General features: G+C 51.9%; 19 protein-coding genes. 13 read left to right on the plus strand and 6 right to left on the minus strand.

Annotation, left to right across the window (positions count from 1 at the left end):
* Positions 1-2: 2 nt before the first annotated feature.
* The 7 genes from rpsK (at position 3) to FOV68_RS23370 (ending at position 3,733) form a co-directional block, all read left to right on the plus strand.
* Positions 3-392 carry a 30S ribosomal protein S11 gene (gene rpsK / locus FOV68_RS23340; protein WP_004160563.1) on the plus strand — a complete coding sequence of 130 codons (390 nt, stop codon included), beginning with the start codon at positions 3-5 and terminating at the stop codon, positions 390-392.
* 33 nt (positions 393-425) lie between these two features.
* On the plus strand, positions 426-1,046 hold the full coding sequence (rpsD, locus tag FOV68_RS23345; protein ID WP_008927131.1) for a 30S ribosomal protein S4: 621 nt from the start codon (positions 426-428) through the stop codon (positions 1,044-1,046).
* Positions 1,047-1,071: 25 nt separating this feature from the next.
* Complete coding sequence (gene rpoA, locus FOV68_RS23350) at positions 1,072-2,061, plus strand: DNA-directed RNA polymerase subunit alpha (protein WP_003850179.1); 990 nt, start codon at positions 1,072-1,074, stop codon at positions 2,059-2,061.
* A gap of 40 nt (positions 2,062-2,101) precedes the next feature.
* Positions 2,102-2,488: a 50S ribosomal protein L17 gene (rplQ, locus tag FOV68_RS23355; RefSeq protein WP_003850180.1), complete on the plus strand. Its 387-nt coding sequence runs from the start codon at positions 2,102-2,104 to the stop codon at positions 2,486-2,488.
* Between the two features lie 97 nt (positions 2,489-2,585).
* A complete protein-coding gene (locus FOV68_RS23360) occupies positions 2,586-2,957 on the plus strand; it encodes a DUF1992 domain-containing protein (RefSeq protein WP_143991688.1) in 372 nt (123 codons plus the stop codon).
* Positions 2,958-3,374, plus strand: a complete 417-nt coding sequence (gene zntR / locus FOV68_RS23365; RefSeq protein ID WP_143991689.1) for a Zn(2+)-responsive transcriptional regulator — start codon at positions 2,958-2,960, stop codon at positions 3,372-3,374.
* Positions 3,375-3,433: 59 nt separating this feature from the next.
* Positions 3,434-3,733: an alternative ribosome-rescue factor A gene (locus FOV68_RS23370; RefSeq protein ID WP_143991690.1), complete on the plus strand. Its 300-nt coding sequence runs from the start codon at positions 3,434-3,436 to the stop codon at positions 3,731-3,733.
* Here the strand turns inward: FOV68_RS23370 and mscL are convergent.
* From mscL to def, 5 genes are all read right to left on the minus strand, one after another.
* Complete coding sequence (gene mscL, locus FOV68_RS23375; protein ID WP_022625142.1) at positions 3,668-4,078, minus strand: large-conductance mechanosensitive channel protein MscL; 411 nt, start codon at positions 4,076-4,078, stop codon at positions 3,668-3,670. The two genes, FOV68_RS23370 and mscL, sit on opposite strands and share 66 nt — an antisense overlap.
* Positions 4,079-4,202: 124 nt before the next feature.
* A complete protein-coding gene (gene trkA / locus FOV68_RS23380; protein ID WP_069025443.1) occupies positions 4,203-5,579 on the minus strand; it encodes a Trk system potassium transporter TrkA in 1,377 nt (458 codons plus the stop codon).
* Positions 5,580-5,597: 18 nt separating this feature from the next.
* Complete coding sequence (rsmB, locus tag FOV68_RS23385) at positions 5,598-6,899, minus strand: 16S rRNA (cytosine(967)-C(5))-methyltransferase RsmB (protein ID WP_143790657.1); 1,302 nt, start codon at positions 6,897-6,899, stop codon at positions 5,598-5,600.
* A gap of 49 nt (positions 6,900-6,948) precedes the next feature.
* A complete protein-coding gene (fmt, locus tag FOV68_RS23390) occupies positions 6,949-7,893 on the minus strand; it encodes a methionyl-tRNA formyltransferase (protein ID WP_039392213.1) in 945 nt (314 codons plus the stop codon).
* Between the two features lie 20 nt (positions 7,894-7,913).
* Entirely contained in the window at positions 7,914-8,426 is a 513-nt protein-coding gene (gene def / locus FOV68_RS23395; RefSeq protein WP_010252747.1) for a peptide deformylase, read from the minus strand.
* A 115-nt stretch (positions 8,427-8,541) separates the two neighbouring features.
* On the opposite strand from def, the gene dprA reads away from it, so the two are divergent.
* From dprA to FOV68_RS23425, 6 genes are read left to right on the plus strand one after another with little or no spacing between them, the layout of a single operon-like run.
* Positions 8,542-9,666: a DNA-protecting protein DprA gene (dprA, locus tag FOV68_RS23400; RefSeq protein ID WP_143991691.1), complete on the plus strand. Its 1,125-nt coding sequence runs from the start codon at positions 8,542-8,544 to the stop codon at positions 9,664-9,666.
* A complete protein-coding gene (gene smg, locus FOV68_RS23405; protein ID WP_010252741.1) occupies positions 9,638-10,111 on the plus strand; it encodes a DUF494 family protein Smg in 474 nt (157 codons plus the stop codon). Before dprA ends, smg begins: the two co-directional genes overlap by 29 nt.
* Positions 10,112-10,135: 24 nt before the next feature.
* Entirely contained in the window at positions 10,136-10,684 is a 549-nt protein-coding gene (locus tag FOV68_RS23410; protein WP_031593735.1) for a topoisomerase DNA-binding C4 zinc finger domain-containing protein, read from the plus strand.
* Positions 10,685-10,687: 3 nt separating this feature from the next.
* The gene (gene tsaC / locus FOV68_RS23415; protein ID WP_143991692.1) at positions 10,688-11,260 is read left to right on the plus strand and encodes an L-threonylcarbamoyladenylate synthase type 1 TsaC; all 573 of its coding nucleotides are present in this window, start codon (positions 10,688-10,690) and stop codon (positions 11,258-11,260) included.
* Positions 11,261-11,263: 3 nt separating this feature from the next.
* A complete protein-coding gene (gene aroE / locus FOV68_RS23420; RefSeq protein WP_143991693.1) occupies positions 11,264-12,082 on the plus strand; it encodes a shikimate dehydrogenase in 819 nt (272 codons plus the stop codon).
* On the plus strand, positions 12,079-12,336 hold the full coding sequence (locus FOV68_RS23425; RefSeq protein WP_109654290.1) for a DUF1488 domain-containing protein: 258 nt from the start codon (positions 12,079-12,081) through the stop codon (positions 12,334-12,336). The genes aroE and FOV68_RS23425 overlap by 4 nt, the downstream gene beginning before the upstream one ends.
* On the opposite strand, the gene FOV68_RS23430 is transcribed toward FOV68_RS23425, so the two are convergent.
* Positions 12,303-12,857 (minus strand): gamma carbonic anhydrase family protein, encoded by a 555-nt coding sequence (locus tag FOV68_RS23430; RefSeq protein ID WP_010671596.1) that lies wholly within the window; start codon positions 12,855-12,857, stop codon positions 12,303-12,305. The two genes, FOV68_RS23425 and FOV68_RS23430, sit on opposite strands and share 34 nt — an antisense overlap.
* Positions 12,858-13,060: the final 203 nt, after the last annotated feature.

Genomic DNA, 13,060 nt, shown 5'->3' on the forward strand with positions numbered 1-13,060 from the left:
TAATGGCAAAGGCACCAGTTCGTGCACGTAAGCGTGTAAGAAAACAAGTCTCAGATGGCGTGGCTCATGTCCATGCTTCTTTTAACAACACCATCGTTACCATTACTGATCGTCAGGGTAACGCACTGGGTTGGGCAACCGCCGGTGGTTCCGGTTTCCGCGGTTCACGTAAATCCACTCCGTTTGCTGCTCAGGTCGCTGCAGAGCGCTGTGCAGAAGCGGTAAAAGATTACGGAATTAAGAACCTGGAAGTTATGGTAAAGGGTCCGGGTCCAGGTCGCGAATCTACGATTCGTGCTTTGAACGCCGCTGGTTTCCGCATCACTAATATTACTGATGTGACTCCGATCCCTCATAACGGTTGTCGTCCGCCGAAAAAACGTCGCGTATAACGCCCGTTTTTTTAGGATAGTTGGAGAAAGAAAATGGCAAGATATTTGGGTCCTAAGCTCAAGCTGAGCCGTCGTGAGGGCACTGACTTATTCCTTAAGTCTGGCGTTCGCGCGATTGATTCCAAGTGTAAGATTGAACAAGCCCCTGGTCAGCATGGTGCGCGTAAACCGCGTCTGTCTGATTACGGCGGTCAGTTACGTGAAAAGCAAAAAGTTCGTCGTATCTACGGCGTGCTGGAGCGTCAGTTCCGTAACTATTATAAAGAAGCAGCTCGTCTGAAAGGCAACACCGGTGAAAACCTGTTGGCTCTGCTGGAAGGTCGTCTGGACAACGTAGTTTATCGTATGGGCTTTGGTGCCACTCGTGCAGAAGCACGTCAGCTGGTTAGCCATAAGTCTGTTCTGGTAAATGGCCGCGTTGTTAACATCGCTTCTTATCAGGTATCTCCGAATGATGTCGTTAGCATCCGTGAGAAAGCCAAAAAGCAATCTCGCGTGAAGGCCGCTCTGGAGCTGGCTGAGCAGCGTGAAAAGCCAACCTGGCTGGAAGTTGATGCGACTAAGATGGAAGGTGTGTTCAAGCGTATTCCTGAACGTACTGATCTGTCTGCGGACATTAACGAACACCTGATCGTCGAGCTTTACTCCAAGTAAGGCTTAGTACCAAAGAGAGGACACAATGCAGGGTTCTGTGACAGAGTTTCTAAAACCGCGCCTGGTAGATATCGAGCAAGTGAGTTCGACGCACGCCAAGGTGACCCTTGAGCCTTTAGAGCGTGGCTTTGGCCATACTCTTGGTAACGCACTGCGCCGTATTCTGCTTTCATCCATGCCGGGTTGCGCGGTGACCGAGGTTGAAATTGATGGTGTACTTCATGAGTACAGCACCAAAGAGGGAGTACAGGAAGATATCCTGGAAATCCTGCTCAACCTGAAAGGGCTGGCGGTAAGAGTTCAGGGGAAAGATGAAGTTATTCTGACCTTGAATAAATCTGGCATTGGCCCTGTGACTGCAGCCGACATTACCCATGATGGTGATGTCGAAATCGTCAAGCCTCAGCATGTCATTTGCCATCTGACCGATGAGAACGCTGCTATCAGCATGCGTATCAAAGTTCAGCGTGGTCGTGGCTATGTGCCGGCTTCTGCCCGAATTCATTCGGAAGAAGATGAGCGCCCAATCGGCCGCCTGTTAGTTGACGCTTGCTACAGCCCTGTAGACCGTATCGCCTACAATGTTGAAGCAGCGCGTGTAGAGCAGCGCACCGACCTGGACAAGCTGGTCATCGAAATGGAAACCAACGGCACAATCGATCCTGAAGAGGCGATTCGTCGTGCGGCAACCATTCTGGCAGAACAACTTGAAGCTTTCGTTGACTTACGTGATGTACGTCAGCCGGAAGTTAAAGAAGAGAAACCAGAATTCGATCCGATCCTGCTGCGCCCTGTTGACGATCTGGAATTGACTGTCCGCTCTGCTAACTGCCTTAAGGCAGAAGCTATCCACTACATCGGTGATCTGGTACAGCGTACCGAGGTTGAGCTGCTTAAAACGCCTAACCTTGGTAAAAAATCTCTTACCGAGATTAAAGATGTGCTGGCTTCGCGTGGTCTTTCTCTGGGCATGCGCCTCGAGAACTGGCCGCCAGCAAGCATTGCTGATGAATAATCAGATCACAGGTTAAGGTTTCACTGAGAAGGATAAGGTCATGCGCCATCGTAAGAGTGGTCGTCAACTGAACCGCAACAGCAGCCATCGTCAGGCTATGTTCCGCAACATGGCCGGTTCTCTGGTTCGTCATGAGATCATCAAAACGACTCTGCCGAAAGCCAAAGAACTGCGTCGCGTAGTTGAGCCGCTGATTACTCTTGCCAAGACCGACAGCGTAGCTAATCGTCGTCTGGCATTCGCCCGTACTCGTGATAACGAGATCGTGGCAAAACTGTTTAATGAGCTGGGCCCGCGTTTCGCGAGCCGTGCCGGTGGTTACACTCGTATTCTGAAGTGTGGCTTCCGTGCTGGTGACAACGCTCCGATGGCTTACATCGAGCTGGTTGATCGTCCAGAAGCTCAAGCAGAAGCAGCCGCAGAGTAATCTGTAGCAACGTAAAAAACCCGCTTCGGCGGGTTTTTTATTGCCTGAAATTTACTACCTTAGAACTTATTACCTTTCATGTTCAAAGGAGCCAACTATGTGGCTGGTTGATGAACTTGCTGAACAGCATATCAAGGCGGCGCTGGAAAAAGGCGAGCTGAGTAATCTTCCCGGCTCCTGTAAGCCGCTACAGCTGGATGATGACAGTCATGTTCCGCCTGAGTTAAGAGCGGGGTACCGGTTACTGAAAAATTCGGGCTTTCTGCCGCCAGAGCTTGAACTCAGACGGGAAGCCATGGAAGTTAACGATCTTATTCGCAACCTCGATCCTGCGGATCAACACTATCAGGATCATTGCCATCGGCTTCAGCTGCTGGAGCTAAGATTACGCCAGGCGGGTATCAGTACCGATTTTCTTCATGGTAGTTATTCCACTGCTATTCAGCATCGTTTCCGCGAGGAGGAGTAAATGTTTCGCATCGGTCAGTTAGCTAAGCTTGCGGAGGTGACGCCAGACACTATCCGTTTTTATGAAAAGCAGCAGATGATGGATCATGATGGGCGGACGGAGGGTGGTTTTCGCCTTTACAGCGAGGGCGATCTTCAGCGTCTGAAATTTATTCGCTACGGTCGTAAACTGGGTTTCAGCCTCGAAGCGATCAGAGAGCTACTTTCGATCCGGGTTGATCCTGCGCATCACACCTGTCAGGAATCAAAAGCGATCGTTGAAAAACGGCTGATCGAAGTTGCTCAGATGATCGCAGAATTAGAAACGATGCAGCGTTCCCTGCGACACCTTTCCGATGCCTGTTGTGGTGACAGTCACAGTAGCATTTCGTGCTCAATTCTTGAGGCGCTGGAGCGGGGAGAGGCTTTGAGCAAATAAGCATATTGTTATTTTGCTGCAAAGGAATAGAGTATCAGACCATCTCAACAGGAGGCGTCATGAGTAAATATCAGCACACCAAAGGGCAAATCCGCGACAACGCGATTCAGGCTCTGTTACACGACCCGCTATTTCGGCAACGCATAGAGCAGAAGCAAAAGGGTAAAGGTAGTTTTAAGCGGAAAGAGAAACATGGCAAGGGGACTGGATGGGAGGGCAGTGATAAGAAAGCGTCTTATCACTGCCCTTCTGCTTTTACGGTTAAAAAAACCGCCTGTGCGGCGGCTTATCAACTAGACCCGGGTATTCTGCTGTTTCAGCAGATCGCGGATTTCAGTCAGCAGAACTTCTTCGTTTGACGGTTTAGCAACTGGCTTCTCTACTTCTTTTTTCTTATACAGACGATTCATTAACTTGATCGCCATAAAGATTGCGAAAGCGATGATGACGAAATCGAAGATGGTCTGAAGGAAGATACCGTACTGCATTACAACGGCTGGAGCATCACCAACTGCAGGCTTAAGTACCCAGGCGAATGATTTAAAATCGACACCACCAATCAGTAAGCCTAAAGGCGGCATAATGATGTTGGCGACTAACGATGAAACAATTTTACCGAATGCAGCTCCGATGATGACACCGACGGCTAAATCCATCACATTGCCGCGCATTGCGAAATCGCGAAACTCTTTGATTAAACTCATACTTATCTCCTTGCCCAAGCCAATGCCATAAAGTCTAACAAACCCTACTGTTTTTGCCATCAACACAACGAATTAAGCGGCAGTTTTGCGTGCCTCGTGCTCTGTTCGCCTATAAACCCGGCATTTACAGGAAAAATGGACTCGGCTGGAAGAGACGTTCCACATCCGATACAAACTTCTTGTCGGTCAGAAACATGATGACATGATCACCTTGTTCAATTCGCAGGTTATCATTGGCAATCATCACATCGTCTCCGCGTACCACTGCGCCAATAATAGTGCCTGGCGGCAGTTTGATATCATCAATCGAGCGGCCAACCACGCGTGAAGTTGATTCGTCTCCGTGCGCTATCGCTTCGATCGCTTCTGCAATACCGCGTCGTAGCGATGAAACGCCCACGATATCCGCTTTGCGCACATGACCCAGCAGGGCAGAAATCGTGGCCTGCTGAGGTGAAATAGCGATATCGATAACGCTGCCTTGTACCAGATCGACGTAGGCGCGACGCTGAATCAGCACCATAACCTTCTTCGCCCCCATCTTTTTCGCCAGCATGGCTGACATAATGTTAGCTTCATCATCGTTGGTGACGGCAATAAAGAGATCAACCTGCTCAACATGTTCTTCAGCGAGAAGCTCCTGATCTGACGCATCGCCATAAAAGACCACGGTGTCGTGAAGGTGCTCTGCCAGTTCTGCTGCGCGCTGGGGGTTACGTTCAATCAGCTTCACGCTGTAATTTTTTTCAAGTTTTTGTGCCAGACCGAAACCAATGTTACCGCCGCCTACCAGCATAATCCGTTTATAAGGTTTCTCCAGCCGCTGCATTTCACTCATTACCGCACGGATGTTCTGACTGGCTGCAATGAAAAAGACTTCATCACCCGCTTCTACGATGGTTGAACCCTGCGGACGAATGGGGCGATCCTGACGAAATATAGCGGCTACGCGGGTATCGATGTGTGGCATATGCTCACGCATGATCGAAAGCGGATTTCCCACCAGTGGCCCGCCATAATAAGCTTTCACCACGGCGAGGCTGACTTTGCCTTCAGCAAAGTTCACGACCTGCAATGCGCCAGGATACTGGATTAAACGATAGATATTGTCGATCACCAGCTGTTCAGGCGAGATCAGATGATCGATGGGCACCGCTTCAGGAATAAATAACTTGTCCGCATCACGCAGATAGTCGGCCGCGCGAATGCGGGCGATACGATTCGGCGTATTGAAAAGCGAATAAGCAATCTGACAGGCAATCATGTTGGTTTCATCCGAGTTGGTTACGGCAACCAGCATGTCGGCATCTTCTGCACCCGCCTCACGTAAAATTCGTGGATGAGAACCATGGCCCTGCACGACGCGGAGATCGAACTTATCCTGCAGGTGACGCAGGCGTGAAGAGTCGGTATCAACCACCGTGATATCGTTGTTTTCACCCACCAGATTTTCTGCCAGGGTTCCGCCAACCTGTCCTGCGCCCAGAATGATTATTTTCATCGCTTATCAATACTCATTTCAGTTTGTACCCGATTTTTTTATCAGCTTAGCGTAGAAGAAACCATCTCCACCCTCGGCTTCCGGGAATACCTGTAAGCCGTTCGCGGGCGCATCTCCGAGGGGCTCAGCCTGCGCATCATGCTGGCGCTGCAGGAAAGCATCTATCTGCTGATGATTCTCTTCAGGCAGGATGGAACAGGTGGCATAAATCAGTGTACCGCCAGGTTTCAGGTGCGGCCAGATAGCATCAAGAATTTCCCCCTGAAGCTTTGCCAGCTCGGCGATATCCCGATCGCGACGCAGCCACTTAATATCGGGATGGCGGCGGATAACACCGGTAGCAGAGCAGGGCGCATCCAGCAGAATACGGTCAAACTGACGATCGCCGCACCACTGTTGTGGCGTTCGTCCATCACCCTGTTTCACGTCTGCTTTCATATCCAGTCGTTGCAGATTCTCATTTACGCGTTTAAGACGCTGCGCATCCACGTCGACGGCCATGACTTCGGCCTGAGGCGCGATTTCAAGGATATGGGTCGTTTTACCGCCGGGCGCAGCGCATAAATCCAGAATCTGTTCGCCGTTTTGGGGCTCAAGCAGCAAGGCACAGCGCTGGGCAGATAAATCCTGCACGGTGACCCAACCCTGATCAAAGCCTGGTAGTTGGCTGACCGGGGCAGGGGCGTCAAGCCGCAGTGCATCTGGCACATCGACAGCAGGCTGTGCATTCCTGCCGCTTTCGGTCAGCATTGCCAGCCACGTATCCCGATCGTGGTGCTGGCGATTAACCCGCAGCCACATCGGCGGACGCAGATTATTTGCTTCGACAATCTGTTGCCATTGTTCCGGCCAGGCATGCTGCAACCGCTTTAGCAGCCATCCCGGATGCAGATAGCGTTGCGGGCCATCCTGAACAGTGGCGAGCAGCTCTTCCCGCTGACGCTGAAACTGGCGTAATACGCCATTTATTAAGCCTTTCATACTGGTGCGCTTCAGTACTTCGGCGCCCGCGACGGTTTCTGCCAGTGCGGCATGGGCAGGCACACGGGTATATTCCAGCTGATAAAGCCCGACCATGATCAGATAGTGCAGAACCCGCTGTTTGCCGGTAAGTGGACGCTCCATCAGTTTGCCAATGAGCGCTTCCAGCTGCGGTAATGTGCGTAATACGCCAAAACAGATCTCCTGCACTAACGCGCTATCTTTGTCAGAGAGCTTTTTCTGTGCGGCTGGCAGTGCCGTATTCAGGGATTCGCCCTTGTCGACCACACGCTCAATAAGTTGAGCCGAGAGGCTACGCAGGTTGATAGATTTAGTCATAGGGTTTTGTCATCAAACAAAAGGCCCGGTGAGGGACCGGGCCTGAGAGTCAGTCCAGAAGGGTTCCAGGTTCAAACCATTCCCGGCGCGAGTTGAGAAGATCCTGAGCCGACATCGGTTTTTTACCGGCGGGCTGCAACTGCAGCAGGTTCAGTACACCCTGAGCCGTCGCCACCTGGATGCCATGCTTGTCAGCATGGATAATTTCACCAGGCGCACGATCGCTGTGGGGCAGAACGCTTGCCTGCCAGACTTTAACCGGCTGATCTTCAATGGTGAAAAAGCTCATCGGCCACGGGTTAAAGGCGCGAATACAACGCTCAAGCTGTTCTGCAGATAGTGTCCAGTCAAGACGTGCTTCCTCTTTACTGAGTTTCTCAGCATAGTTGGCCAGCGTTTCATCCTGTTTTTCAGGTGAAGCCTGCTGAGTGGTCAGTAAGGTCAGCGTATCCAGCAGCCCCTGTGGCCCAAGCTGTGCCAGCTTGTCATACAGCGTGGCACTGGTATCCTGGGCCGTAATCGGACAAGCCAGCTTATGCAGCATATCGCCGGTATCCAGTCCCACGTCCATCTGCATGATGGTCACGCCGGTTTCGCTGTCGCCAGCCCAGAGTGCACGTTGAATAGGCGCGGCTCCGCGCCAGCGTGGCAGCAGTGAGCCATGGACATTGATGCATCCCAGACGTGGCATATCAAGCACGGCCTTGGGCAGAATTAATCCGTAGGCCACAACCACCATCACATCGGCCTTGAGGTCAGCAATCAGTTGCTGATTTTCTTCAGGTCGCAGTGACTTAGGCTGATAAACCGGAATGTCATGTGCCATCGCCAGCGTTTTGACCGGGCCTGGCGTTAATTTGTTACCGCGACCAGCAGGACGGTCGGGTTGGGTGAATACGCCGATAACCTGATGTTCAGAAGCAAGCAGCGCGTCAAGATGACGCGCTGCAAAGTCAGGTGTGCCGGCAAAGATGATTTTTAGCGGGGCAGACACGTTTATCCCTTAGTAAGATCTCAGGAAGCCTGCGCGTTCTGACGCGCCAGTTTCTCTAATTTATTTTTGATCCGTTGCCGTTTTAAAGGCGACAGATAATCGATAAACAGTTTGCCTTCCAGATGATCGATCTCATGCTGGATACAGATGGCCAGTAACTCGCTGGCTTCCAGCTCGAAACTTTTACCCTCGCGATCGAGTGCGCGGACCTTTACCCGCTCGGCACGCGGAACAAATGCGCGCTGTTCCGGAATAGAGAGGCAGCCCTCTTCAATGCCGGTTTCACCGCTTTTTTCCAGCAGCTCAGGGTTAATCAGCACTAAACGCTCTTCACGACTTTCAGAGACGTCAATCACGATAATGCGCTGATGAATATCGACCTGCGTAGCCGCAAGACCGATACCTTCTTCGGCATACATCGTCTCGAACATATCATCAACGATACGCTGAATGTCTGCGTTAACTTCTTTAACGGGCGCGGCGACTTTGCGAAGACGCTCGTCAGGGAAATGTAATACCTGCAAAACTGACATAAATATCCAGATCTGTATTCGGTTAAGAAAAGATTACTACCTTATATTGTAGACTTTTCGAGGCCTGATTGACAGCATTCTGCGGCAGGAAGCAAGGGCGATCAGGGAGCTGAAGATGGACAAAATAGCGCAGTCTGTACGGCTGGCCGCCGTCACTGGCATGACAGGAAAACGCTGGGTTGATGTGGCGCAGCAAATAGGTGCCGGACAGGCAGACAGGGAGCAGCTTATCCGGCTTGGCTTAGATGAGAGCCAGTGCCAGCAATATTATGATTTTAATAAAAAAAACCTTACAGAAGTCTATTCCTGGCTGGCTCAGAGTCCGGCTCATCATCTGGTGACTGCTCTGGACGCGGCCTATCCTGCCCGTCTTAAAGAAACAAACCGCTTTCCACCGCTGCTCTATATTGATGGCGATCCTGCGCTTATCAGCACACCACAGTTAGCGGTGGTGGGCAGCCGGAACTGTTCACACTATGGCCGTTACTGGTGCGACTGGTTTACCCAGCACTTAAGCCTCAGCGGTCTGACCATTACCAGCGGACTGGCAAGGGGTATTGATGGTGTTGCGCATCAGGCAGCACTCAACGTGGGCGGTAAAACGGTGGCCGTGTTAGGTAGTGGTTTGCAGCGGCTCTATCCCAGCAATCATGCCCATCTTGCCGCAGAGATCGTTGAACAGGGTGGGGCGGTGGTTTCTGAGTTTCCGCTGATGACCCTGCCGCATCCGCTTAATTTTCCGCGCCGTAATCGTATTATCAGCGGCCTGAGCCATGGGGTGCTGGTGGTAGAAGCCTCGCTGAAGAGTGGTTCCCTGGTAACGGCGCGGTATGGGCTGGAGCAAAATCGTAATGTCTATGCCTTACCTGGCGCGCTCGGTAACCCGTTAAGCGAAGGTGTAAACTGGCTGATTCAGCAGGGAGCGCTGCTGGTGGCCCATCCCAATAACATCGTGGAGGATCTGGCTAGTGCACTTAACTGGCTGCCGGCGACACAGGCCGATGAAATTTATTCTGAGGTGAGTGACGATGCTCCATTGCCATTTGCTGATGTGTTGGCTAACGTAGGTGATGATGTTACACCTGTTGACGTTGTCGCTGAACGTGCCGGCCAATCTGTGCCAGTTATCTCAGCTCAGTTGCTGGAACTGGAGTTAGCAGGATGGATCGCAGCTGTACCCGGCGGCTATGTCCGATTGAGGAGGGCATGCCATGTTCGACGTACTGATGTATTTGTTTGAGACATATATCCACAACGAAGCAGAAATGGGTGTTGATCAGGACAGATTGACAGACGACCTGACGGATGCCGGGTTCCATCGTGAAGATATTTACAGTGCGCTGAACTGGTTAGAAAGATTGGCTGACTATCAGGAAGGACTGGTTGCGCCAATTTTACTGACAAACGATCCGCTCTCCATGCGTATTTATACCGACGAAGAGAGCAAACGTTTAGATGCTGACAGCCGTGGTTTCCTGCTATTCCTGGAGCAGATTCAGGTGCTGAACCTGGAAACGCGTGAAATGGTCATCGAACGCATTATGGCGCTGGATACCTCTGAGTTTGACCTGGAGGATCTCAAATGGGTGGTACTGATGGTGTTGTTCAACATTCCCGGATGTGAAAATGCCTATCAGCAGATGGAAGAACTGCTATTCGACGCCAATGAAGGTATGCTGCATTAAATTTCCTTTCATGCATTGATCGCTATGAGTAAAGCTGCACTCTTCACCGTGCGTAAACAGGATCCCTGCCCCGCTTGCGGGGCAGAACTGGTTATCCGCTCCGGTAAACACGGTCCTTTTCTGGGCTGCGCGAACTACCCGGCATGCGACTACATTCGACCCCTAAAAGGTCAGGCCGATGGCCATGTGGTTAAAGTGCTGGAAGGCCACGCCTGTCCCGAATGTGGCGCGGATAAAGTGTTGCGGCAGGGACGATTTGGCATGTTCATTGGCTGTAGCCTCTATCCGGAATGCGGATACACCGAAACCATCGACAAACCGGATGAAACCTCGCTGGCCTGTCCACAGTGCCATGAAGGCCGGTTAGTTCAGCGGCGCTCACGTTACGGCAAAACGTTTCACTCCTGCGATCGCTATCCAGCCTGCCAGTTTGTCGTGAATCTGACACCCGTTGCCGGAATCTGTCCTTATTGCCAGTTTCCGCTGTTAGTTGAAAAAAAGACGGCACAAGGGATCAAACGCTTTTGCGCCAGTAAAAGTTGTGGCAAAGCCATTGCTGAAGAGAATGCATAGACCATGGAAAATCAACACCTCGCCGATTCACTTGAAACCTGCTTAGAGCAGCTGAATCGACAGGCGGTCATCGCCTATCCCACTGAAGCCGTATTTGGTCTGGGCTGTGACCCTGACAGTGAATCTGCCGTCATGGCTTTACTGGCGCTGAAACAGCGTCCGGTAGAAAAGGGGCTTATTCTGATTGCGGCTGATTACACCCAGCTGGAACCTTACATCTCCGCTCGGGAACTGTCTGTGATCCAGCGTGAGCGGATGTTTGCATGCTGGCCCGGCCCGGTGACCTTTGTCGTACCCGTTCCACCACAGACGCCTCGCTGGCTTACCGGACAGTTTGATTCACTGGCCATTCGCGTCAGTAACCATCCTGATGTGCAGGCTCTTTGCCGCGCATTTGGTAAACCGCTGGTCTCAACCAGCGCAAATCTGTCAGGCCTGCCTCCCTGCCGCACGGCTGAAGAAGTGAAGCAGCAGTTTGGTGAGCAGTTCCCGGTTCTGTCGGGAAAAACAGGTGGGCGGCTCAATCCCTCTGAAATCCGCGATGTCATCAGCGGCGAACTTATACGTCAGGGCTAAATCATGGATCAATTCGCCGTTTTCGGTAATCCGATCAACCACAGTAAATCTCCGCTGATCCATCAGGCTTTCGCTGAACAGACGGGCGTTGAACATCGCTATGGTCGGATTTGTGCCCCGATTGATGGTTTTCCTCATGCGCTCTCTGCCTTTTTCGAACAGGGAGGCCGTGGCGCCAACGTGACGTTACCTTTTAAACAGCAGGCGTGGAAATTTGCCGATCAGCTCAGCGAACGTGCAGGGCTGTCCGGCGCGGTAAACACGGTGAAAAAGCTCAGTGATGGGCAGATCCTGGGTGACAACACGGATGGTATCGGGCTGTTAAGCGATCTTGAACGGCTGAAGATGATCAATGCTGGTGACAAGGTATTGCTGGTGGGGGCGGGCGGTGCCGCACGTGGGGTCATTCTGCCGCTTCTCTCAGCAGGCGTGACACTCACTGTTGTTAACCGTACCGCCGCGCGGGCGGAAGAGCTGGCTAGCCTGTTTGCAGAGAGCGGCACTATCCGCGCATGTGGTTTTGAGCAGCTGGCAGATCGGCACTTTGATCTGATCATTAATGCGACCTCAAGCGGTGTGAATGGCGAAACCCCTCCTTTACCTGCAGCAGTCATTCATGCTGATGCGCGCTGTTATGACATGTTTTATCAAAGCGGGCTGACGCCTTTCCTGCGCTGGTGTCAGGCGCAGGGCACGGTTCATCTGGCAGATGGTTTGGGCATGCTGGTGGGGCAGGCTGCTCATGCCTTCTTTCTGTGGCACGGTGTGATGCCGGAAATCGCGCCGGTGATTACTCAGCTTAAACAGGCCATGCAGCCATGAATCAGGCGATACAGTTTCCTGATGATGAAACCTATGATGCTGAACTGAACGTGGTCTGTTTCCCGGTGCTGGTCAACGGCATGCGGCTGACCTGTGCAATCAGCGGGAAGTCGCTGGCTTCACGTTTTGGTGAAGGAGAGGCGATGGCGCTGTTTCAGCACCATCGCTGGGATCTGGAAGATGAGGCCGAAGCGGCTATCCGTCAGGATAATATTGATACTCAGGGCTGGATCTGGTTATCTCCCGCCAGGTAATCATCTTTCCAGGCGACATAATTATTAGCGGAATAGCGTAAACCTTCCTTCTCATTGTCATTCAGCGGCCTGATCTGCCTGACCGGACTACCCAGATAGAGATAGCCGCTCTCCAGTCTTTTACCTGGCGGCACCAGACTTCCGGCACCAATCATCACCTCTTCTTCTACTATTACGCCATCAAGCAGAATCGATCCCATTCCGACCAGCACGCGATCGCCAATGGTACAGCCGTGCAACATCGCTTTATGCCCGACCGTGACATCCTCGCCAATAATAAGAGGGAAGCCTTGCGGGTTAGACGCTGATTTATGCGTAACGTGCAGAACACTGCCGTCCTGTACATTAGTACGGGCACCAATGCGAACCTGATTCACATCACCCCTGATCGCAACCAGCGGCCAGATGCTCACGTCATCCTCCATTATGACATCACCGACCACAACACTGCTTGGATCGACCATAACGCGCTGGCCAGTTTGCGGAAAAAGGTCTTTATATGGACGTAGGGCGGAAGTCATCATGTTCTCCTTTGTTCTGTTTTCAATGCAGCCTGATGCGATTTCAGGCAGCTGACAAGCCAATTCTGGCCTGGATCGCTGGCGATCTCATCAATCTGGATCATTTATAACCGTTCAGATAAAAGATCCAAAAAAAGGGTTGTGCTCTGAAACGGGATCCCTATAATGCGCCTCCATCGACACGGAACACCGGCAACGAAAAA

The organism is Pantoea sp. paga, assembly GCF_007558755.1.
In the GTDB taxonomy this organism is placed as follows: domain Bacteria; phylum Pseudomonadota; class Gammaproteobacteria; order Enterobacterales; family Enterobacteriaceae; genus Pantoea; species Pantoea agglomerans.

What these genes read in the sequence shown, in the direction of transcription:
- dprA (WP_143991691.1), top strand. Translation starts at nt 8,542, where the DNA reads ATGGACAAAATAGCGCAGTCTGTACGGCTGGCCGCCGTCACTGGCATG.
- rpsD (WP_008927131.1), top strand. Translation starts at nt 426, where the DNA reads ATGGCAAGATATTTGGGTCCTAAGCTCAAGCTGAGCCGTCGTGAGGGC.
- rsmB (WP_143790657.1), bottom strand. Translation starts at nt 6,899, where the DNA reads ATGACTAAATCTATCAACCTGCGTAGCCTCTCGGCTCAACTTATTGAG.
- FOV68_RS23370 (WP_143991690.1), top strand. Translation starts at nt 3,434, where the DNA reads ATGAGTAAATATCAGCACACCAAAGGGCAAATCCGCGACAACGCGATT.
- smg (WP_010252741.1), top strand. Translation starts at nt 9,638, where the DNA reads ATGTTCGACGTACTGATGTATTTGTTTGAGACATATATCCACAACGAA.
- FOV68_RS23430 (WP_010671596.1), bottom strand. Translation starts at nt 12,857, where the DNA reads ATGACTTCCGCCCTACGTCCATATAAAGACCTTTTTCCGCAAACTGGC.
- FOV68_RS23410 (WP_031593735.1), top strand. Translation starts at nt 10,136, where the DNA reads ATGAGTAAAGCTGCACTCTTCACCGTGCGTAAACAGGATCCCTGCCCC.
- def (WP_010252747.1), bottom strand. Translation starts at nt 8,426, where the DNA reads ATGTCAGTTTTGCAGGTATTACATTTCCCTGACGAGCGTCTTCGCAAA.
- rpsK (WP_004160563.1), top strand. Translation starts at nt 3, where the DNA reads ATGGCAAAGGCACCAGTTCGTGCACGTAAGCGTGTAAGAAAACAAGTC.
- tsaC (WP_143991692.1), top strand. Translation starts at nt 10,688, where the DNA reads ATGGAAAATCAACACCTCGCCGATTCACTTGAAACCTGCTTAGAGCAG.
- aroE (WP_143991693.1), top strand. Translation starts at nt 11,264, where the DNA reads ATGGATCAATTCGCCGTTTTCGGTAATCCGATCAACCACAGTAAATCT.
- rpoA (WP_003850179.1), top strand. Translation starts at nt 1,072, where the DNA reads ATGCAGGGTTCTGTGACAGAGTTTCTAAAACCGCGCCTGGTAGATATC.
- mscL (WP_022625142.1), bottom strand. Translation starts at nt 4,078, where the DNA reads ATGAGTTTAATCAAAGAGTTTCGCGATTTCGCAATGCGCGGCAATGTG.
- FOV68_RS23425 (WP_109654290.1), top strand. Translation starts at nt 12,079, where the DNA reads ATGAATCAGGCGATACAGTTTCCTGATGATGAAACCTATGATGCTGAA.
- trkA (WP_069025443.1), bottom strand. Translation starts at nt 5,579, where the DNA reads ATGAAAATAATCATTCTGGGCGCAGGACAGGTTGGCGGAACCCTGGCA.
- rplQ (WP_003850180.1), top strand. Translation starts at nt 2,102, where the DNA reads ATGCGCCATCGTAAGAGTGGTCGTCAACTGAACCGCAACAGCAGCCAT.
- FOV68_RS23360 (WP_143991688.1), top strand. Translation starts at nt 2,586, where the DNA reads ATGTGGCTGGTTGATGAACTTGCTGAACAGCATATCAAGGCGGCGCTG.
- zntR (WP_143991689.1), top strand. Translation starts at nt 2,958, where the DNA reads ATGTTTCGCATCGGTCAGTTAGCTAAGCTTGCGGAGGTGACGCCAGAC.